Source organism: Levilactobacillus suantsaii (assembly GCF_004115745.1).
Taxonomy (GTDB): Bacteria; Bacillota; Bacilli; order Lactobacillales; family Lactobacillaceae; genus Levilactobacillus; species Levilactobacillus suantsaii.
The window spans coordinates 13,142-33,064 of sequence record NZ_QXIL01000015.1 but is presented as its reverse complement, the minus strand read 5'-3'; the positions used below and the strand labels follow the sequence as shown (position 1 = coordinate 33,064).

Genomic DNA, 19,923 nt, shown 5'->3' with positions numbered 1-19,923 from the left:
TGATTGTCGCCACCGGTCGGTATTTTTCGTCTCCTGGCCCCCAGCCCCTTAATTTTCACAAAGAAGCGCTTTAGTTTGAAAATATTGCTGAAAACGCCCGGCATTAAGCGTATGATTAGAAATGCTGCTGTTTCACCCACGCTTTCTCACGAAAACGCTTGTTCACTGAGTGGTAGAAAAAATTAAATGGGGTTTAAATTGCACATGCACTATTCATTATTGATTCGCTGTTTCGCCGAGTTCCTCGGGACTGCTATCATGGTCGGTTTAGGAAACGGATCCGTAGCTAACGTTGAGCTCAAAGGTACCAAGGGTTACCACGGTGGCTGGGTCTTGATCGGCATCGGGGTCATGATTCCGGCGCTGATGTTCGGCACCATCTCTGGCGCCCAAATCAACCCGGCCATGACCATCGCCCAAGCGGTAGTCGGCAACTTTGCCTGGGGTGAGGTCCTTCCCTACATAGTGGCGCAACTACTCGGCGCCATCGTCGGCCAACTGGCCATCGTCTTGGCCTACAAGCCGTACTACGACAAGACCGAAGATGCCGAAGCCATTCTGGGCACCTTCGCCACCATCGACGCGGCCGACAGTAAACTGAACGGGTTTATCACCGAATTTATCGGGACCTTCCTTTTAGTCTTAGGGGCGGTCTTCATGACGGCCGACAAACTCGACCCGCGCGCCGATTTCATCGGCCTGGGCTTTCTGGTGATGTGTCTGGTCATCTCCTTCGGGGGCCCGACCGGACCCGCCTTGAACCCAGCCCGGGACTTAGGTCCACGCCCGCTACACGCGTTGTGGCCGTTCAAGTATAAGGGTGGTTCGCAATTCGGTTACAGTTGGGTGCCCATCGTGGCGCCAATTGCTGGAGCCACGGCGGCCACGTTACTCTACCAAGTATTTAGCTAATCGAAAAGGATGCTTAGTGACTACCTCCGTAGCCACTAAGCATCCTTTTTAATGTGTCCTAAAGTTAAATTTTAGTACGTGAAGGGTTCCTCACCTAAGGCATGTTGGGCCGCCAGGTTCAAGAGGCTCCATTGCCGGTCGAAGCCTGGTTGGAAGAAGAAGTCGGCTTCGGCTAAGTCTTCTAGCCGCAGACCATGTTGCACGGCTAAGGCAATCACGTTGCCTTGAGCGGTGATGTCGTAAGAGGATAAGACGGCACCCCCTAATAACACGTGCGTCGTTGGGTTGAAGAACAACTGAACGTAAACGTCCGGGTTGCCCTTGTCACTTGGCACGTACTTTGGCCGCAAGGTGGTGTGGTAGAAGTCCTTGGCCAACGTCACACCAGCGCGCTTGGCGGTAAAGGAATTCAAGCCACTTTCGGCAAAGTGGTCGTCAAAGACACTCAAAGCGGAGGAACCAACTAAGCCCTTGAAGGGTTCAGCGGGTTGCTTCTCGAATAAGTGCTTGACCACGTAACGGGCTTCACGCCGCGCAACCGTAGCCAAAGCAATCGGCACCTTGGTTTGGGCCGGAATCGAGTACGCTAACGTGGCGTCCCCGATGGCGTAAACGTCGGGTAAGTTCGTCCGTAAGTAGTTGTCGACCTTGATCCAACCACGGTTGTCCAAGTCGATAGTGCCCTTCAACCAGTCGGTGTTTGGTTGGACACCGGCCGCTTGAATGACCACGTCACTGGCAACGTCGCTGTCGGTGGTTTGGACCGTTTGCACGGCCTTGTCACCGGTGTAGGCGGTAATCTTAGCATTCATTTGTAAGTGAATGCCTTCGTCGGTCAACTTTTTGGCCAAGATGTCGGTCATTTCGCTGTCCAGATAAGTCCCCAATGGCCGGTCGATGACGTCCATTAAGGTGACGTTCTTGCCCGCCTTGCGACTGGCTTCGGCCGCTTCGATACCGATGTAGCCGGCACCGATAATAGTCATGTTCTTAACGGCTGGGTCGGCCAGTTTTTCTTTAATCTTTAAGGCCCAATCCTTGCCCCGCATCAGAAAGACGTTGTCCAGGTCGGTCCCCGGAACGGGTAAGGATTTGGGTGTCACGCCAGAACTCAAGATCAACTTGTCATACGGTTGGTCCAGCGTTTCGTTCTTGGCGTGGTCCACTACCGTCACGGTCTTTTGATCAGCGTTGATCTTAGTGACCTCATGCCGGTCTAAGACGTGGACGTTCGGCTGTGGAAAGTCATCAGCGCTGAAATTACGAACGTCGTTAACGTCGGTCACGCTGTTTTCCAAGTAGAGTTCCATCCCACATGACATGAAGGAGATGAAATCCCCCGCTTCAAATAACGTAATGTCAACATCGTTGTAACGACTGAGTGATTCTAAGATTGCTTGGTGGCCCCCATGGGAAGCACCCACAATCACGATTCGTTCTTTTGACATCAAAAGCCTCCTCTAAATTAGAATGATTCTTAACTGACAGATTAAGAGTACCGCAGTTGCCACGAAAATGCAAACCAATTTGACCAGCGAAATTTTAAGAAAATAGAGCTTGCACCATCGGTTGGCGGCGTTGCCAGTCGACCTGCCGTTGGAGGTTGTAGGGCTGCTGAGTTAGAAAAGTCAATAGGTCGGCTCGTTCCGGCTGGTCTAAGCGTAGATAGCCCCGCGGAATGGTCACGGTCGGCACCACGGCGCGCAGGTCGGGCAGCGTCACGGTGTGGGCGAGTCGATACGTGGCCGTGATAGGAATTGCCAGGCCACTGGTTTTGTCTTGAAAGTACCCCATGGTCGCCGCGAAGGTGTCGTGTTGCATCATATTGCCAAACTTCGCCAACGTCGCCGGCGTCCCTTGGTGGGCTGCGTCGCAACGCATGAAAAATTGCACGCCGCGACCAGTGGTGTAGACGAAGGCCTGAAACGCCTGCGGGAAAAAGCGTTTGCGAAACTCGACAATCTTATGACCGGATAACACGGCCGTAGTGGCTTTCGGATGCAGTGCCATCAACAGCGTTGGCACCTGGGGATCATAAATCGTTGTAATCGGTTGGGTCACAAAAAAACTCCTTTAATCGCGGTAGCGGGTCCTGCCCGCACCGCGTTTCAATAGTACAGTCTTCTTTATCATAGCGCACTTGCCCCGATTTTTCGGCCCCTAAGTTTCGAAATAACCTGCGACTAAGTGGCTATAAGCATTTTTATTATTAATAATTAAATTATCAATCGGTTTGATTTTGGGCAAACTGACCTGGTCAAGCCACTGATTATAAATATATTTATGCAAGGGATTTCTTAATGTTCTAGTTTTACGTTTTACTAGTGACTACAAAGTCATTTTTTGCAATATAATTAAATAAATATCGAAATTTCTAAACGAAAAACGTTGAAATCGTTCGGTTATTTGCTAAACTTAATGAGAATCAAGCTTTACTACACGACATATTTGAGGAGTGAGTCACATGCAGTTACGTGGTCAGGCCAAACATCTCGTTTTAGGCTTAGCCCTATTAGCCCTGCCCCTAACCTTGTTCGGGTGTGGGAAAACAACTAGTGCCACCAGTTCATCCAGTTCGGCGGGCTATAGTCCCAAGCAACTGACGGTCGAATTCGTGCCGTCCCAAAACGCCGGCACGCTGGAAGCCAAAGCCAAGCCCTTGGAAGGCCTGTTGAAGAAACAACTCGGCATCCCCGTGAAGGTCAGCGTCTCCACCGACTACAACACTATCGTGGAAGCCATGGGATCCAAAAAGGTCGACGTCGGCTTCTTACCACCTGACGCCTACGTTCTGGCTCACAAGCAATACAAGGACAAGGTCCTATTACAAGCCCAACGGTACGGGTTGAAGGAACCTAACGACCAGACGACCAAGCAATTGGTCAACTACTACCGGTCTGAAATCTTAGTGCGCAAAGATAGCGGCATTAAGAATTTAAAGGACTTGAAGGGCAAGAAGATTGCCGTGCAAGACACCACGTCGACGTCGGGTTGGATCTTCCCGGCCGTTGAAATGTTGGAACACGGGGTCAACATCAACAAGGACCACATCAAGACCGTGCAAGTGAAAGGGCATGACCAAGGCGCTCTTTCCGTCTATAACAAGAACACCGACGCGGCCTTTGTTTTCCAAGGCGCCCGAGCCATCGTCAAGAAGGATGCCAAGGATATCTACCAAAAGCTGACACCCATCTACACGACTGGTAAGATTCCTAACGACACTATCACCGTCCGTGGCGACATGAACGCCAAGTGGCAACAAAAGGTGGCCAACGCCTTTAAGGCCATCGCCAAGACCAAGAAGGGCCACGCCATCATTTCTAGCGTATACTCCCACGAAGGTTACGTTGACTCTAAGGACAGTAACTTTGATATCATCCGTCAATACGATAAAAAGGCCGCCGAATTAAACAAATAAGCGGCTCACTAAAAGTAGCGAAGGGCCCGTCCCTTGGCTACTTTTTTACCAGGTTCCCATTATTTTTCAAGGAGGCAACACCATGGCAGCCACGCAACCCGCTACCGATTCAATCATTTCGTTTCGTCACGTCAACAAGGTTTACGCCAACGGCACCGTTGGCTTAAAAGACATCAATTTCGACATCCCCCGCGGCCAATTCTTAGTCGTCGTCGGCTTATCCGGGGCCGGGAAAAGCACCCTGCTACGGACTATCAACCGGCTTCACGAGATTTCCTCCGGCGAGATTCAAATCGACAACGAAGCCATCAGTGCCTATAAGGGCAAGGCCCTGCGACAGTTACGTTGCCACATTGGCATGATTTTTCAAAACTTCAACTTAGTCAAACGTTCCAGTGTGGAAAAAAATGTCCTGTCCGGGTTGGTCGGCTACTACCCGACTTGGAAATGTGTGCTAGGCCTCTTTAGTGCCCACGACCACCAACGCGTCGTCCAAGCCCTCGACCGGGTCAGTCTGACGCCCAAGATCTTTGCCCGGGCCGACGAACTGTCCGGGGGCCAACAACAACGGGTCGCCATCGCCCGCACCCTGATGCAAGACCCGCACATCATCTTGGCCGACGAACCCGTGGCCTCACTAGACCCGCGGACGTCTAAGGACGTGATGGATACACTCAAACGCCTGAACCGCGAAGACGGCATCACGGTCATCGTCAACTTGCACTCGGTCGCCATTGCCCGTCAATACGCGGACCGTATCATTGGGTTACGCGCCGGTGAACTGGTCTACGATGAGCCCATCGCCAACGTCACCGAAGCTAACCTCGACCAAATCTATAACTAACCTTTAGGAGGGTTTTGCATGGCAAATCCAGAAGTGCCCCACCGCCCCTGGACCCAACGCTACCACGTGGCGGCGATTGGGTGGAGCGCCCTGTTAATCGCGCTACTCGTGGCGTCATCCATCATGACGGGGGCTAACTTTAGCATCTTCTTAGCCAATATCGATCAATTCTTTGCCTTACTGGGTCAAATGTCGCACCCCACCTGGGCTTATACCAAAATCATTATCCAACCGCTTTACGAGACCATCCAAATGGCGCTGTTGGGGACCACGATTGGGGCCGCACTGGCGGTGCCATTTTCCTTACTTGCGGCCAGCAACTTGGTCACTAACCAGATTTTACGTAACCTGATTCGGTTTTTCTTGGACCTGGTGCGGACCCTGCCCGATTTATTAATGGCCGCCATCTTCGTGGCCATCTTCGGCATCGGGTCCACCGCCGGGGTCGTCACCTTGGCGATTTTCTCGTTCGGGATGGTCTCCAAACTCTTCTACGAAGTCATCGAGACCATCGACATGGGGCCGCTGGAAGCTTTGAAATCCGTGGGCGCCAGCAAGGTGACCTTGATTTGGTACGCCGTTTTACCGCAAATTTTGAACCAATTCGTCAGCTACTTCCTCTACACCTTAGAAATCAATGTACGGGCCTCGACCGTCCTGGGGTATTTAGGGGCCGGGGGAATCGGGGTCTACCTCCAACGCTCGCTGGGCGAATTCAACTATGGTGCCACGGCCGTCATTATCCTGGCGACGCTGGTCGTCGTCTTGATTATCGACGGCTTGAGTAACCACCTAAGGAGGGTTCTGTTGTAATGCAAACCACACTCTCGCACCATCCTTTGCCCAACAATCTTTGGCATCGCTGGCGCTGGCTCTTGTGGCTGGTCCTCGTGGCCATCGTTTACGGCTGGGCCGTTGGCGGGCTACACTTCACCGGGATTCAAGAATCGGCCGGGAGCGTCTCCCGCTCGATTCTGGCCGGCTTAGCCCACCCCGATTGGGCCTACGTCTATAACGGCAGTGGTGAAGACCTGGTGTCTTTGATTATCCAAAGACCTTCGTGTCGGCTATCATCAGCGTGCCGTTTGCCTTCTGGTCCGCCCGAACCGAGCACGAATGGGCCCACTTACGCTCCGGGAGTGGTAAGGTCGTTTTGACCCTGATTCGGACCTTCCCGGAAATCGTCTTAGCCATCATGTTCATCAAGGCCGTGGGGCCGGGATCCTACGCCGGGGTCTTGGCCGTCAGTATCCACTCGATTGGGATGCTGGGCAAGCTCTTCAGTGAATCGCTAGAAAACATGGACCGCGGCGCCGAAGAAGCCATTTTGAGTTCCGGGGGCAATCGCAGCGAGATCTTTACGCTGGCGACCATGCCGACCATCATGCCCGAGTTCATCTCGTACACTCTCTACCGGTTCGAAATCGCCGTGCGGTCCGCTTCCATCTTAGGGATGGTGGGTGCCGGCGGGATCGGAACGCCCATGATTTTTGCGATTCAGACCCGGAACTGGCCCCGCGTGGGGATTATTCTTTTAGGGATCATCGTTATGGTTTTATGCATTGATTCGTTATCCGAACAACTACGAAAGAAGTTGATTTAATGACGCGTTTAAAGCTCATTTCGACCAGTGATGTTCACGGGTACCTCTACCCAACCAACTATAGTAGTCCCGCCGACCGCCGTCCTTATGGCTGGTTACGGGCGGCAACGTTGATTCGTCAGCTCCAGCAAGCCGACCCGGACGCGGTCACGTTGACGCTAGACTTAGGCGACTGGATCCAAGGCTCGTCCTTTGCCAGCTACCTGGCCACCCAGGCGCCCCAACAAGCCCCAATCTATGCCAAGTTACTCAACGCGTTGCACTACGATGCCAGTATCTTGGGCAACCACGACTTCAACTACGGGTTACCCTACCTGCGGGCCAGTCAAGCGGGACGCGACTTTCCCGTTCTAGCGGCCAATATCGCGGGCGCTCACGACCAAGACATCAGCGATGCGCCCTACCAGATTTTCGAACAAAAGGGCTTGAAAGTCGCGGTCCTGGGCTTGACCACCACCTATGTCCCCGTCTGGGAAGTGCCGAGCCACATTCCCGGACTAAACTTTCAATCGGCCGTGGCCACGGCGCAACGCTGGGTCTCGAAACTTCATGATTTGGCCGATGTGGTCGTGGTGGCCTACCACGGCGGTTTTGAAGCCGACCTGAAGACTGGGACCCCGACCGAACGGGATACTGGCGAGGACGAAGGTTTTCGATTATTGACCCAGGTCCCCGGTATCGATGCGCTGTTGACCGGTCACCAACACCGGCAAATCGCTGGCGTCTACCACGGTGTGCCGACCACTCAACCGGGCGACAAGGCCGTGGCGGTGGGTGAAATCACCCTCGAGGTGGTCGACCACCACGTCGTTTCCAGTAGCGCCACGCTCCATTCAACGGCCGCTGCCGTGCCGGACCCGCTGATGAGCGCCCAAACGATTGCGCTGGAGCACCACGTCCAAGACTGGCTCGACCAGCCCATCGGCAAGTTGACCGGCGCTAGCATGGCCGTGACCGACCACCTGGCCGCCCGGCTTCACGGCCACCCGTATTTGGAATTCATCAACCGAGTCGAAATGATGGCCGGTCACGCCGACATCGCCGCGACCGCCCTCTTCAACGACGACGTTTTAGGCTTACAAGCCACCGTGACGCGCCGGCAATTGTTGAACAGTTACCCGTACCCCAACACTTTGGTGGTTGAACGCATCACGGGTCAAGACCTCCGCGCGGCCCTCGAACGCTGCGCCAGTTTCTTTACGGTCCAGCCGGATGGACGCGTCGAAGTCACACCGTCATTCATCCATCCCAAAACGCAACTTTACAACTACGACGTTTACGACGGCATCGACTACACCTTCGACCTCCGCCAACCCGTCGGTCACCGGTTAGTGCGGTTACGCTACCACGGTGATCCGGTTCGTGCCGACCAGGAACTGACCATCGTCATGAACCAGTACCGCGGTCACGGCGGCGGACAATACCCGATGTTTCAAGCCAATAAAATCATTCGGGAAGTCAACTCGGACATGGCCGCGTTAGTCCAAAACTATTTCCACGACCATCCCGTGGTGACCGGGATTACCCCGAAAAACCTGACCGTGCACGCCTAAAGTCAATATTCTCTTAAACCGCCACCGCAAGCGTCTACTCGGTGGCGGTTTTTCGGGCAATTGACCCCACGCTTTGCGGTTTTTATCAAAAGAGATTATAATTAATTGTCAGTATAGTTTAGATTAAGTGATATTTTGTTCGTTAAATGTCATCCCATAGGAGCGCGCCAACATGAAAAAATGGAAACCAATCGTCGTTGTAGCCAGCCTGTTACTCCCGCTGATCGCGGGATTTGCTCTCACCACCACCGCCCAAGCCGCAACGACCGCCACTAAGACCACGACCACTACGAAAAAGGTCAAAAAAGCCGTGAAGAAGTCAACCAAGAAACCGCACCATTACCTCATCGTCATGGGACACGGTGCCGGCGATCCAGGGGCTCGGGGAAACGGGACCACTGAAGCTAAGGCGTTGCGGAAAGTCTTATTACCGCAACTCCGCAAGTACGCCAAGCAGGTCAAGCATAGCAAGGTCACCTTTTACAATCCGAAAAAGAATCTGGTCTCGGACACCCTTTATCATCACAAGGGATCGTATAAGATCAACAAACATACCACGGTCATCATGTTCCATCTGGATGCCGCTGGGGGCCAGGGCGGTCACGTCATCATCCACAAACGCCATCCCAACAAACGGGACAAACGCTTAGCCCAGGTCATCAAAAAATACATTGGTTTAAATCGTGCCTACCGCGGCTACAGTTTTCGGACTGACTTACACAACTGTAACGTCTTACGACACCGCGGCATCGACTACAGTTTGGTCGAATCCGGATTCATCACCAGCAAACACGATTACCGCAACTTAAAGAAACATCGCGCGAAGCTGGCCAAGGCCTACATTGAAGCCATTACGCACGAGAATTTGAATACCAAAAAGAAATAGTGGGTTTACTTGCCACTGAAAATACGTACACTGCCGTGTTGGGCAGTGTACATATTGTTATTAATAACAGAAAACACTTAATTCATCTTTGAAAAAACTTTCGTCAGTTTCTTTCTATATAGGCCCCACATTTTTCTCATCAGCAGTTAATTTTATCCCTTGACACCCCCTGATTTCCGGGGGTACACTAGCCTCAATTCAAGAATCGTCCGAAACAAACCATTGAAGTGGAGATCAAGCTGATCATGCCCGTTTAGAGAGCCGTCGTTGCTGCGAGTACGGCCGGAGACTAGTCAGTAAATGGACCACCGAGGGCTTTCCCGAAAGGTTATCGAGTACGGAAAGACGTGCGACATACGTCAGTTGTCAGGGAGATGTTGGTCTCCTGTGAGGGGGACGGTGGCTGGGTGACCAGTCTTCGTCCAATTAAGGTGGTACCGCGGTTAAATTGACCGTCCTTAACGCATTGGCTGTTAAGGACGGTTTTTGTTTACCCTTATTAATCGAGGAGGACTTTACATATGATCAAACGATGGCCAAGCTCACTAATGTTGTTTACGCTACAGTCACACCTATTTGGAGGTAAACATTATGAGCATCTTAACCAAACGTTCCACTTTAGTTTTAGCCGGCCTCATCGTGGTTCTTGGCGGGGTCTTCGCCGTTAGGGCCCACTCGCAAACCACCAAGTCCACCGTCGCCCAGGACTTGAATCTGTACGAAGCGTCTCCCATCACCAGCTTAGATGTCGCCCACATCACCGACAACGTCTCCAGCGGCCAGCTGGCCCAGGTCGGCGAAGGGTTGTTTCGGCTCAACGCCAAGAGTCAACCGGAAAACGCCCTGGCCAAGAAGACCACGGTCTCGCATGACGGGACTGTCTACACCATCGACCTCAAGTCGACCGGCCGTTGGAGCAACGGCGATCCCGTGACCGCCCAGGACTTCGTTTATTCCTGGAGACGAACGCTTGACCCCAAGTCGAAGTCCGAATTCACCTACCAGTTCTCCAAAATCAAAAACGCGAATGCCGTTGCGGCCGGAAAGAAACAACCTAGCGCTCTTGGCGTTAAAGCTACGGGTAAGCACCAACTTAAAATTACCCTAGCCCAACCGACGTCGTACTTCAAAGTCATTTTAGCCAGCACGACCTTCTATCCGCTCAACCAACGTGCCGTGCAAAAGTACGGCAAACGCTACGGCTCTTCCGCCCAAACGACCGTCTATAACGGGCCGTTTAAGGTCACCAAGTGGAACGGAACCGGTGACACCTGGACGCTCAAAAAGAACCCGACCTATCGCGACAAGCAGGCTATCAAACTCAACCAGCTCAACTACCGGGTCATCAAGTCCAGCGCCACGTCGTATAACCTGTTTCAATCTAAGAAGTTAGATGCCGTGACCCTCGACGGCGAACAGACCCGCCAAAACCAACACAATAGTAACCTCAAAACGCTGGCTTCCGGCCGAATCGGCTTCATCCAGTACAACCAGCAGGACACCACCGCCGCCAACCGCAATCTGCGGACCGCCATTTCTCTGGCCATCAACCGACAACAATTGACCCAAAAGTTCCTGCGTAACGGGTCGTTGCCGGCCCACACCTTTGCCGTGCGGCACATGCAGACGGCGCCAAAAACCGGCCACGACTTCACCCAGGACGCCACGGTCGCTCAAACCGCCGACTACGCGCCCAAGCAAGCCCAACAACATTTCCAAACGGCCCTGAAACGGTTGCACCGTTCCAAGATTAACCTGACCCTGATCTGCGCCGACGATGACACGACCAAGCAACTGGCCGAATTCATCCAAGGGACACTCAACGATAAGTTAAAGGGCCTCAACGTTGACGTCAAGGCCGTGCCGTTCCCGTCCATGTTAAGCGCCGTTTCAAAGGGGAACTTTCAAGCAAACCTGACCAGTTGGGGCATGGACTACGCCGACCCAATCGAGTCGCTGCAAATTCTGAAATCGGATAACAATTCCAACATGGGCCACTACCACAGCGCCACCTACGACGCAGCGTTGACCAAGGCCGAGGGCGCAGACGCCTTAAAGCCCGCCCAACGCTACCAAGACCTGGTCAAGGCGGCCCAAACCGCCATGCACGACCAAGCCGTCACCCCACTGTACGACGCACGTACCAATATCCTGGTCAATCCCCAGGTTAAAGGCGTCGTCTACAACCAGTTTGACGGGTCCGCCGACTACCGCCACGCCTATGTCGCTCAAAATAACTAATTAGTCGTTAATTAAGTCACGCCATTTTAAAAATGGGTCATCCAATCTATGTCCCGGGAAATTTTATGCACGAAAAAGCCGTGTGCCCCGCCGCCTTATTTCAGGCAGTGGGGCACACGGCTTGGTGTTATCGCCAATTTTTTAGTTAGCCATTCGTGGTGCCAATCCAGTGCCAGGGGTCCTCGTGCCAGGCCCGGAGTGAGGCAATTTCGGCCGCCGTGAATTGATCGGTCGCTTCGGCCACCGCCACTAAGTCATGGTAGGTCGTCAGCGTGGTCAACGTCAGTCCCGCCGCTTGAAAGTTGGTGACGCTGTCCGGCAAATCATAGGAGAAGATGGCGACGATGCCTAGGACGGTAGCGCCAGCTTGCTGGACGGCCTTAGCCGCCCCCAAGACACTGCCCCCGGTCGAAATCAGGTCATCAATCAAGACGACTTGGTCGCTAGCGGACAATTCGCCTTCAATTTGTTTGCCCGTCCCGTGGTCCTTGGGCTTGGCCCGCACATAAGTCATCGGCAAATTCAGCCTCTCAGCGACCAGCGCCGCGTGAGGAATCCCGGCGGTCGCCACGCCGCCAATCACGGTGGCGTCAGGATAGTTATCGTGAATCAGCTCTGCCAGACCGTCCGCAATGTGGGTCCGCACCTTGGGAAAGGCGATGGTCCGCCGATTATCCGTGTAAATGGGCGCATGTAAACCACTGGCCCACAAGAAGGGCTGGCTGGGCCGCAAGGTGACCGCCTGAATGTCTAGTAAGTCCGCTGCAATTTGTGCTGCGCGTGTTGTCATTGAATCGCTCCCCATTCTTGTAAAATTTGGTGGTACGCGGCCAATGGATCCGCCGCTTGCGTGATGGGTCGCCCCACCACGAGCCCGTTACTGCCCAATTCGGCTGCTCTTTGCGGGGTGACCACCCGTTGTTGGTCATCGGTCGCATTAGTCGCCAAGCGGATGCCCGGGTTGATGCACCAAAAGTCCGGGCTGGTCGCATCGTGGATGGTCGGGTCTTCGAGCGCGGCGGCGATGACGCCGTCCGCCCCGTTTTGCCACGCCAAGTGCGCCAGGTGTTTGACCGACGTGAGTAAATCCGTGGTGACCAGTTGTTCGGCTTGCATCTGCGCTTCCGACGTCGAGGTCAACTGGGTGACCGCCAGCAACTTGGCGGGCGCCACGCCAGCGTCTTGACTGCCGGCCAAGAGTCCGCGTTTTGCGGCTTGGATCATCGCCGCCCCACCAGCGGCGTGAATCGTGACCATCGCCACCCCCTGGCGGCCCAACTGTCGCATGGTCTGTTCCACAGTATGGGGGATGTCGTAACATTTTAAATCCAGAAAGACTTGAATCTGCCGGTCCCGGAGTGCTTGTAAAATCTGGGGACCCGCCGTGTAAAACAGTTCCATCCCCACTTTCACGAACAGGTTCGGTGTCGCGGCGAACGGGTCTAAGAACTCTAACGCCCGTTGTTGGCTGGGAAAATCTAGTGCAATGATGACTGGTCGCATCGAAAAACCCCTTTCTGGCCTCAAAAAAAGACCGTCTAGCCCTAGCGCTAAGCGGTCTTTGCCCCCATTTTTCAGGTGGCGCCGTTCCTCTTCTTAGCCTCACGGGACTAGTTTAAAGACGATATATTGTGCTTGAGTTTACGCGCAAATCCGACTCTCGTAAACCTCTATTTTTCGGTAACCCCAAAATGTTCCACGTGAAACAACTTTAGTCACAACACCCGTTTTATGCCGGGATTAACGGTATAATGGGGTAACGACTCAATCGAGGAGGCACGTTAAAACATGCGTACAGGGATCAAATGGGGACTCACGTTGCTCTTCGGGGGCCTGATTTTGGGCGGTGGGGAGACCGCTCAGGCTCAAACGGAGGTACCGGGATCACTCGTCAAAGTTGGCAATTACACGGCCAGCACGGATTATCTTAACTTAAGCCAGTATTATCAAACGACGCGGACCACCAAGGTGACCGCTCAATTTCGACCGACCTACCATCTTGGTAAAACCATCCAGCGACAATTGACCTTACCCAAGGGCACCACGGTAGCGGGCTACCTGACCACCCAAAAAAAGGGAAGCCATCTCAAACAAGCACTTCTGATTTACACGTCGCGGCTCAGTTACCACCTGTTGAAAACGGTCCAGCCCAAAGGTTACACCGTCGACCCTGTCGCCGACACCGACGCCACCCCCACGGTCATCACGGGCCAGCACCTGTCGGCCTTCACCCGGGTGCACTGTCCTAAATACATGATTGCCTATAGTCACGGGGACATGTATCTGGGCGGTGCCGCGGCGGCCATCAGTCCCGCCGAACCTACCCAATCCAGCATCCGCATCACGCCGGACGGTTACATAGAACTCCTGACGTACGACGCCCACACTCAAGCGAACCTGGGCTTTTACCAAAAACCGTACACCCAGGCCAAAATCACGCTGACTGACTTCCACGACCCCTACCGCGACCTGTACTTTGCCCACGACTTGAAGGGCTTTGATCTCCAGCGGGTCAACACCACCGGGAACGTGCAGTACAAATTGACCATCACCAACCAGCACCAACCCCAACATATCCGGGGAAACTCGTTGAAAAACATCGCGGGGACCTTCGATAGTCTTTACTTGGTCAACGGCATCCCCTATTACACCTTCATCGGTTTCGATGGGGCCAGCAATTAAATTGGTTTAAACTCAGGTCATCCACTGCGACTAGTTAGTGGGTGACCTTTTATGGCGCCCATTTACACTTGTTTGTCTTCTCATTTATTTTTCATTTAAAAGCTAATAAAATTCATTCCCACTATACGCCGATGGTTTATCCCAGTATAAATACCGCTAAATCAACAATAGTCTATCGATTGCGGACGGCCAAGTCCCGATGAACAATTAAAAAAATCTCATTTTAGGGATTGACATTCGCGCAAAAGCGCTTATGATAAAGCACATAGAAATTATTTAAATATTTTTGAAAGACGATGCGTAGCAGAGTAAGTGATTGCCAGATTCACAGCGAGCCCCCACCTGGATGAAACGGGGTAATCGACCAATCACCGAAAGTAGGCTACAAGTCGTGACCGCGACGAATGTCGAAGTGGTCACTGGGAATGCGCCCATTACAGCAATGGAGTCTCACCGTCGATGTGCGCAGTCGGTGGCGGTACTCTTCGAGCCGATCATCGTGAGGTGGTCGGAAATTAAGGTGGTCACACGTCGATAACGTCCTTAGCAAAAACTTGCTAAGGGCGTTTTTTTATCGGTCGCCCCACTCACAGGAGGTCATTTTTATGAAACAAACGTTAACGAAACATCAATATCTGATTCTAGGGTCGTTACTGTTCGGCCTGTTCTTCGGGGCTGGCAACCTCATCTTCCCCATTCACCTGGGCCAACTCAGCGCGAGTAACTGGGGGCCAGCTACGATTGGGTTCTTGTTGACCGCCATCCTGTTACCCCTACTCTCCATTCTGGCCATCAGCCTTACCCGCAGCAATAGCGCCTACGATTTGGCCGCGCCGGTCGGTAAACGATTCGCGCTCTTCTTCCTGATCTTGATTCACTTGACGCTAGGCATTCTGGTTGCTTCCCCGCGGACCGCGACCACGACCTTCTCAATCGGGATTCAACCGTTTCTGCCCCAGCGCTTCGACCAAATCGGCCTACTGATTTTCTCCGCGTTGTTCTTCGGTATCGCCTACCTGCTGGCCTACAACCAAAGTAAGATTGCCGATTATGTCGGCAAACTGCTCAACCCGATTCTATTAGCCCTGTTAGCCTTTATCTTCTTTATGGCCTTCGTCATCAAGGGCGACCTGCGCCACATCTCCTTACTGCCCACCACTAGCGGTGCCGGCAGCAACCTGATCAACGGCTTTTTGCAGGGGTACAACACCATGGACGCCCTGGCCGGCCTAGGCTTTGGCGTCACCATTATCGCCGCCTTGAAACTCTTCGGCTTGACCGACAGTGGCCAGCGGTCCCGCGCCGTGGCTAAAGTTGGGACCATCAGCATGGGCCTCGAAGCCATCATCTATATTTTCCTGATTGCGTTGGGAGCGTCGAGTTTGAGCTACCTGCACCTCTCTTCCGAAGGCGGGACCGCCTTCACCCAAATCATGACCCACTACACCGGGTTGGCCGGCACCGCCATCTTGGGGGCCGTGACCTTCTTAGCCTGCATCACCTCGTGCATCGGCATGATGGCCGCGCTGTCGCAGGACTGGGGCGAACGCTTCCCGAAACTGGGCTACCATTTCTTCTTGACCATCAGTTGCCTGGGCGCCTTCATCATCGCTAACTTCGGTCTGGCCCAAATCATCCTCTACTCGACGCCACTGTTGAGCTTCATTTACCCGTTTGCCATGGCGCTGATCTTCTTGGGCGTTCTGCATCCCCTGATTGGTAAGGACCCGCTGATTTACAAAACGACGATTCTCTTCACGTTAGTGCCTGCCATTCTCGATGCCATCCACACCTTGCCGCCCTTCTTCGCCAACCTGGGAGCCTTCAAGGCCATCGACGCCTGGGCCAGCAACACGATTCCGCTGTTCAGCGCGGGCTTAGACTTCTTCCCGTTCGTCTTAGTGGGTTTCTGCGGCAGTCTAGCTTGGCGCAAGCTCGTTGCTCACCGCCTGCCCGCTACCAGTTTGACCAAGAAATAGCCTTGGCTGGCTTGGCGCAATGGACCTGGAAATTGCTCAACCGGCGTTGCCAAAATTAAACCGATGAGTCAGGTTAAAGAATATAGGGGATGGGTTAGGTAACGAAGGTCTTCGTTACCTAACCCATCCCCTATTTCTTATTAAGCCCCTCCCCACTTCAGCTTCGCTAAAGTGGTAAATTGGGTCGATATCACTTTACACAATGTTCCCCTTTCTTCATCAAAAGGAAAACGAAAAAGCCCCATCAAAGGGCGCATAAAATAGACATGAACACTTCTTTGTATGGTTAGTCTCGGTATCTTAATCATACAGATGTCATGCATTTTAAGCTTGTATACATTAAAACCCCAGCGAACTGGGGCTTTTTAGCTATTCAACTCTCAACCGCTAATTATTTTCTATAATTCTGCGGTTGGACGAATAACTAATTCATTGATGGACATGTTTGCAGGTGTATCGATGACAAACGCTACTGTTTTAGCAATTTCTTCAGGTTTAAGAACGGTCATCGACGGTTGCTTAATATCAGATGAAATCTTGTCACGCAAGGCTTTATTATTAATCGAATTCCCAAGTTCAGTTGCAACTTGGCCAGGATAAATGGTTGTGGACTTAATCCCATTCTTACCTTCTTCCTGACGAAGTCCCTCCATGATGGAGCGAATAGCTGCTTTGGTGCCGGCATAAACCGCAAATTTAGCATGGGTGACTAAGCCAGCAATGGAATCCGTTGAAATAATATGGCCTGAACCTTGTTTAATCATTGTTGGGAGAACCGCATCAATGCCATTGAGAACGCCGTGGATATTAATGTTGATTAGATTATCCCATTCTGTCCGGGCACTGTTCCGGAGCTCATTGACGGGCATTATTCCAGCGTTATTCCACATAACATCAACTCGGCCATAGGTCGCAACGGTTTTGTCAACGACTGATTGAACGTCATCAATGTTAGTGACATCAGCTTTTATGGTCAGAATATTAGCTTCAGGATTATTAGCCTTTATTTCATCTAAGCGTTCTAATCTCCGTGCAGCAAGTGTCAATTTAGTGCCCTCTTGGGCCAGTAGGTTAGCCGTAGCAGCGCCCATACCACTTGATGCCCCCATGATAATAACGACTTTATCTTTTAAGCTCATATTGACTTCCTCCAATCTACTTGATTATAATACAGCATACATGTTAAAGTGCACTTTAACGCAAGCATAACGGGGTGTATTTATTATGAAATTTTATGGAATCAACGAAGTAGCCCAAAAGTTTCATCTGACCAAACCAACAATCCGCTACTATGATCAACAGAATCTTATTCCTAATCTAAAAAGAAATAATAATGGTGAAAGAATTTTCAGTGCATCTAATATTCATACTATCCAATCAATTGAATGTTTAAAAAGGACCGGTATGCCGATCAAAGAAATAAAGAAGTATATTCACTTGATTGAACAAGGTGATTCCACGCTAGAAAAATGACTTGAATTCTTCTTAGAAAGAGAAAAACAAGTCAATTCTCAAATTGAAGATTTGCATAAAACTTTGGACGAAATAAGATGGAAATGTAACTACTATAGAGAAGCGATTGCTGATGGAACTGAAAAATATGTTCAAGAAAAAGTTGAATCATGATGAAATCCTTCAAGAAACTCAGAAGCAATTTTTATTTGTCTTTGAATGGATCACTGTGGGACGGACCCAGGAATTTATCAACCGGCGTTGCCAAAATTAAACCGACGAGTCAGGTTAAAGAATATAGGGGATGGGTTAGGTAACGAAGGGTTTCGTTACCTAACCCATCCCCTATTTCCGATCACGCCCCACTTCTCAATACCTTGAAGCCCCTAAACGCGAAAAACTAGTGACCACGAAGAACGGTAATCACTGTCAAAACAGTGTCAATTTGGGATTATAAGAAAAGGTGGTAATTGCCAAAAACCGGCAATTACCACCTCATGATATTTCTAGAATCGAGGTTTTGTCTCAGACTCTTTTAGGAGAAAAATTTTTAGTTTAAAAGGGACGAATAGTCACTTTGATCTGGATGATTTGTCTTTCATAATAATCCAGCTACCGAATAGAACATTTACAATCACCAGAATGTAACTACGACCTTGAGTAAAGTATATTGTTACCGAAAGGATTCCAAGAACAACGATATTCAGCCACATATTGTTGAAGATACTCAGATGAGAGCGATAGAAGTCATCTAAGTATGCCTTGCCAAACCACATTGCAAACACGAACAGTAACGGCCAAAAGTCCCATAAATTGATAGTTCTCACCCCTAATTAATCAATAAAATGTTTAGTCATGCCAAACGGCAAAACTGTACTGTAATACTTCGTTGACATCCATATTAATCTTACTTTTTGAATGGTTCGTATTAATAGTGACGAAGATCACTGGCCATTCCAGTAATAGACCAGGCGCTGACACCAGCGAAGATGTTCGCAGTCCCATCAGCAATAATTCCTGCAGCCATTAATGTATGCGAGTGTTGGTCCAAGTCATGAGCAAAATCTTTAACTGCTCTATTCGAGCGGAAAATATGCCGTACTCCCTACCAGTACCCTCGTACTTCGTGTGACTTTCGCTTTGCTAGGTCTCCACGAAAAAAGACTTGTTTACTAGAGGGGTCAATCACACCATGATGTGCCATGATTTATGCGTTAACTGTCTCAACACTAGTCTTAATAGTTTCAATGGTCGCTTGCGGTAATGAACCGTCCGTCGGTTGGCTAAAAAAACTGGTTAGCCTTAACTTGTACATATTGATCAGCAGCTTGTCAGTCTGAAATATCATTTTTAGGAGCATTAGATGTCAAATGACTAACAAAGGTGCTGGAGGTACTTGGGGACACTACGTCAGCACTCGCAGTGGTATTACTCATAACTGCTAATGTTGAAAACGAAAGCATTGCAATACCTAATTTCAAAGTTGTACTTGCTCTCATAATATAAGCCATCTTCTTTCTTTTTTGGTATGTTTTAACCAAACTTACATACCCTATACTGAAGTATGCGCAAGCTAAAGTTATCAGTCAACACATTAAATACCAAGAATCAAAAGAAGAAAACGATTTTTACCGTAATTGATTTTTCATAATAATTACTATATTTTAACCATATTTGACGGGTGTTAGCTTAGAGGAGCAGCGAAATTTCGAGCTTGGCTGACCAGCCAACACTTTTTAATATCAGAATACACGTTAAACTGTGCCTCATTCCAACTGGCACGATGCTTTATTTGGCCAAATTCGTCCACATCTTCAATAAAGTGGTGAATCGGGCCGATATCACTTTACCCATCGCCTCCAAGGGTCAAACCCGGCATGTCTTTCCTTTTATCAAAAGGAAAACGAAAAAGCCCAATCAAATAGTCAGTTTGCTTGCCGCAACTGCCTGTGTGATGCAGCTTAAGATACAGGTATCAATTCTAAAATTATTTGACTATTTGCCAACTTGTCTCTAAGCAAACTAAACTGACAATCCCGTAATCGTACCAGCTAAAGATAGCTCCAGACACACCTAAACTAAGCGATATCATGAGTAACAAAAATATAATCCCTACACTTAAAGGGAGATAGGTTAACTTGTGTGCGGTTAGCCATTGCTGAGAAGGCGTAATTATAGGCAATACTAAACATAAGATAATAATGATTACTGTACCCATCTTCATGAAAAATTCTCCTTCTAAAGGATTACCGAAAGAGTAACACACCAGCAATATAGACGTAAAGCTGTGGCGTGCCAGGCTTCAATTTAGTCTCTTTCGTCAGTCATTTTGAGTATTTGCTGCATATAGCTG

The 19,923-nt window shown here is 50.8% G+C and carries 15 protein-coding genes, 1 pseudogene and 1 other annotated feature; of the genes and pseudogenes, 11 read left to right on the top strand and 5 right to left on the bottom strand.

Going from position 1 to position 19,923, the window contains the following annotated elements; all coding sequences use genetic code 11:
* Window positions 1–204 precede the first annotated feature (204 nt).
* Window positions 205–912 carry an MIP/aquaporin family protein gene (locus tag DXH47_RS07980; protein ID WP_129032832.1) on the top strand — a complete coding sequence of 236 codons (708 nt, stop codon included), beginning with the start codon at window positions 205–207 and terminating at the stop codon, window positions 910–912.
* Between the two features lie 71 nt (window positions 913–983).
* On the opposite strand, the gene DXH47_RS07975 is transcribed toward DXH47_RS07980, so the two are convergent.
* The gene (locus DXH47_RS07975) at window positions 984–2,360 is read right to left on the bottom strand and encodes an NAD(P)/FAD-dependent oxidoreductase (protein WP_129032831.1); all 1,377 of its coding nucleotides are present in this window, start codon (window positions 2,358–2,360) and stop codon (window positions 984–986) included.
* A gap of 94 nt (window positions 2,361–2,454) precedes the next feature.
* Window positions 2,455–2,973 (bottom strand): hypothetical protein, encoded by a 519-nt coding sequence (locus tag DXH47_RS07970; RefSeq protein ID WP_129032830.1) that lies wholly within the window; start codon window positions 2,971–2,973, stop codon window positions 2,455–2,457.
* Window positions 2,974–3,376: 403 nt separating this feature from the next.
* Between DXH47_RS07970 and DXH47_RS07965 the strand changes: the two genes are divergently transcribed.
* The 7 genes and pseudogenes from DXH47_RS07965 to DXH47_RS07935 all read left to right on the top strand — a co-directional run bounded on the left by DXH47_RS07965 (window position 3,377) and on the right by DXH47_RS07935 (window position 11,457).
* Window positions 3,377–4,330 carry a phosphate/phosphite/phosphonate ABC transporter substrate-binding protein gene (locus DXH47_RS07965; RefSeq protein ID WP_129032829.1) on the top strand — a complete coding sequence of 318 codons (954 nt, stop codon included), beginning with the start codon at window positions 3,377–3,379 and terminating at the stop codon, window positions 4,328–4,330.
* Between the two features lie 82 nt (window positions 4,331–4,412).
* Entirely contained in the window at window positions 4,413–5,174 is a 762-nt protein-coding gene (phnC, locus tag DXH47_RS07960; RefSeq protein ID WP_129032828.1) for a phosphonate ABC transporter ATP-binding protein, read from the top strand.
* 18 nt (window positions 5,175–5,192) lie between these two features.
* The gene (gene phnE, locus DXH47_RS07955) at window positions 5,193–5,987 is read left to right on the top strand and encodes a phosphonate ABC transporter, permease protein PhnE (RefSeq protein ID WP_129032827.1); all 795 of its coding nucleotides are present in this window, start codon (window positions 5,193–5,195) and stop codon (window positions 5,985–5,987) included.
* Window positions 5,987–6,777, top strand: a pseudogene (phnE, locus tag DXH47_RS07950) (phosphonate ABC transporter, permease protein PhnE). The gene phnE (DXH47_RS07955) and the pseudogene phnE (DXH47_RS07950) overlap by 1 nt, the downstream one beginning before the upstream one ends.
* On the top strand, window positions 6,777–8,330 hold the full coding sequence (locus DXH47_RS07945) for a bifunctional metallophosphatase/5'-nucleotidase (RefSeq protein WP_129032826.1): 1,554 nt from the start codon (window positions 6,777–6,779) through the stop codon (window positions 8,328–8,330). Before phnE (DXH47_RS07950) ends, DXH47_RS07945 begins: the two are co-directional and overlap by 1 nt.
* Before the next feature lie 172 nt (window positions 8,331–8,502).
* Window positions 8,503–9,216, top strand: a complete 714-nt coding sequence (locus DXH47_RS07940) for an N-acetylmuramoyl-L-alanine amidase (protein WP_129032825.1) — start codon at window positions 8,503–8,505, stop codon at window positions 9,214–9,216.
* A gap of 213 nt (window positions 9,217–9,429) precedes the next feature.
* Window positions 9,430–9,679, top strand: a binding site (T-box leader).
* Window positions 9,680–9,807: 128 nt separating this feature from the next.
* Window positions 9,808–11,457 carry a peptide ABC transporter substrate-binding protein gene (locus tag DXH47_RS07935; RefSeq protein WP_129032824.1) on the top strand — a complete coding sequence of 550 codons (1,650 nt, stop codon included), beginning with the start codon at window positions 9,808–9,810 and terminating at the stop codon, window positions 11,455–11,457.
* 145 nt (window positions 11,458–11,602) lie between these two features.
* On the opposite strand, the gene pyrE is transcribed toward DXH47_RS07935, so the two are convergent.
* Window positions 11,603–12,247: an orotate phosphoribosyltransferase gene (gene pyrE, locus DXH47_RS07930; protein WP_129032823.1), complete on the bottom strand. Its 645-nt coding sequence runs from the start codon at window positions 12,245–12,247 to the stop codon at window positions 11,603–11,605.
* Window positions 12,244–12,960: an orotidine-5'-phosphate decarboxylase gene (pyrF, locus tag DXH47_RS07925; protein WP_129032822.1), complete on the bottom strand. Its 717-nt coding sequence runs from the start codon at window positions 12,958–12,960 to the stop codon at window positions 12,244–12,246. The genes pyrE and pyrF overlap by 4 nt, the downstream gene beginning before the upstream one ends.
* 285 nt (window positions 12,961–13,245) lie before the next feature.
* On the opposite strand from pyrF, the gene DXH47_RS07920 reads away from it, so the two are divergent.
* Both DXH47_RS07920 and brnQ read left to right on the top strand, forming a co-directional pair.
* The gene (locus DXH47_RS07920; RefSeq protein ID WP_129032821.1) at window positions 13,246–14,139 is read left to right on the top strand and encodes a hypothetical protein; all 894 of its coding nucleotides are present in this window, start codon (window positions 13,246–13,248) and stop codon (window positions 14,137–14,139) included.
* A gap of 599 nt (window positions 14,140–14,738) precedes the next feature.
* Window positions 14,739–16,118: a branched-chain amino acid transport system II carrier protein gene (gene brnQ, locus DXH47_RS07915; RefSeq protein WP_170954987.1), complete on the top strand. Its 1,380-nt coding sequence runs from the start codon at window positions 14,739–14,741 to the stop codon at window positions 16,116–16,118.
* A 398-nt stretch (window positions 16,119–16,516) separates the two neighbouring features.
* Here brnQ and DXH47_RS07910 read toward each other — a convergent pair whose 3' ends face one another.
* Entirely contained in the window at window positions 16,517–17,257 is a 741-nt protein-coding gene (locus tag DXH47_RS07910; protein WP_129032819.1) for an SDR family oxidoreductase, read from the bottom strand.
* An 85-nt stretch (window positions 17,258–17,342) separates the two neighbouring features.
* Here DXH47_RS07910 and DXH47_RS07905 point away from each other — a divergent pair, with 85 nt between their 5' ends.
* Entirely contained in the window at window positions 17,343–17,591 is a 249-nt protein-coding gene (locus DXH47_RS07905) for a MerR family transcriptional regulator (RefSeq protein WP_129032818.1), read from the top strand.
* Window positions 17,592–19,923: the final 2,332 nt, after the last annotated feature.

Bases quoted from the DNA above. Each gene is read 5' to 3' on its own strand.
- DXH47_RS07940 (WP_129032825.1), top strand. From the start codon at position 8,503: ATGAAAAAATGGAAACCAATCGTCGTTGTAGCCAGCCTGTTACTCCCG.
- DXH47_RS07975 (WP_129032831.1), bottom strand. From the start codon at position 2,360: ATGTCAAAAGAACGAATCGTGATTGTGGGTGCTTCCCATGGGGGCCAC.
- phnE (WP_129032827.1), top strand. From the start codon at position 5,193: ATGGCAAATCCAGAAGTGCCCCACCGCCCCTGGACCCAACGCTACCAC.
- DXH47_RS07945 (WP_129032826.1), top strand. From the start codon at position 6,777: ATGACGCGTTTAAAGCTCATTTCGACCAGTGATGTTCACGGGTACCTC.
- phnC (WP_129032828.1), top strand. From the start codon at position 4,413: ATGGCAGCCACGCAACCCGCTACCGATTCAATCATTTCGTTTCGTCAC.
- DXH47_RS07905 (WP_129032818.1), top strand. From the start codon at position 17,343: ATGAAATTTTATGGAATCAACGAAGTAGCCCAAAAGTTTCATCTGACC.
- pyrF (WP_129032822.1), bottom strand. From the start codon at position 12,960: ATGCGACCAGTCATCATTGCACTAGATTTTCCCAGCCAACAACGGGCG.
- DXH47_RS07920 (WP_129032821.1), top strand. From the start codon at position 13,246: ATGCGTACAGGGATCAAATGGGGACTCACGTTGCTCTTCGGGGGCCTG.
- DXH47_RS07935 (WP_129032824.1), top strand. From the start codon at position 9,808: ATGAGCATCTTAACCAAACGTTCCACTTTAGTTTTAGCCGGCCTCATC.
- DXH47_RS07910 (WP_129032819.1), bottom strand. From the start codon at position 17,257: ATGAGCTTAAAAGATAAAGTCGTTATTATCATGGGGGCATCAAGTGGT.
- DXH47_RS07965 (WP_129032829.1), top strand. From the start codon at position 3,377: ATGCAGTTACGTGGTCAGGCCAAACATCTCGTTTTAGGCTTAGCCCTA.
- pyrE (WP_129032823.1), bottom strand. From the start codon at position 12,247: ATGACAACACGCGCAGCACAAATTGCAGCGGACTTACTAGACATTCAG.
- DXH47_RS07980 (WP_129032832.1), top strand. From the start codon at position 205: ATGCACTATTCATTATTGATTCGCTGTTTCGCCGAGTTCCTCGGGACT.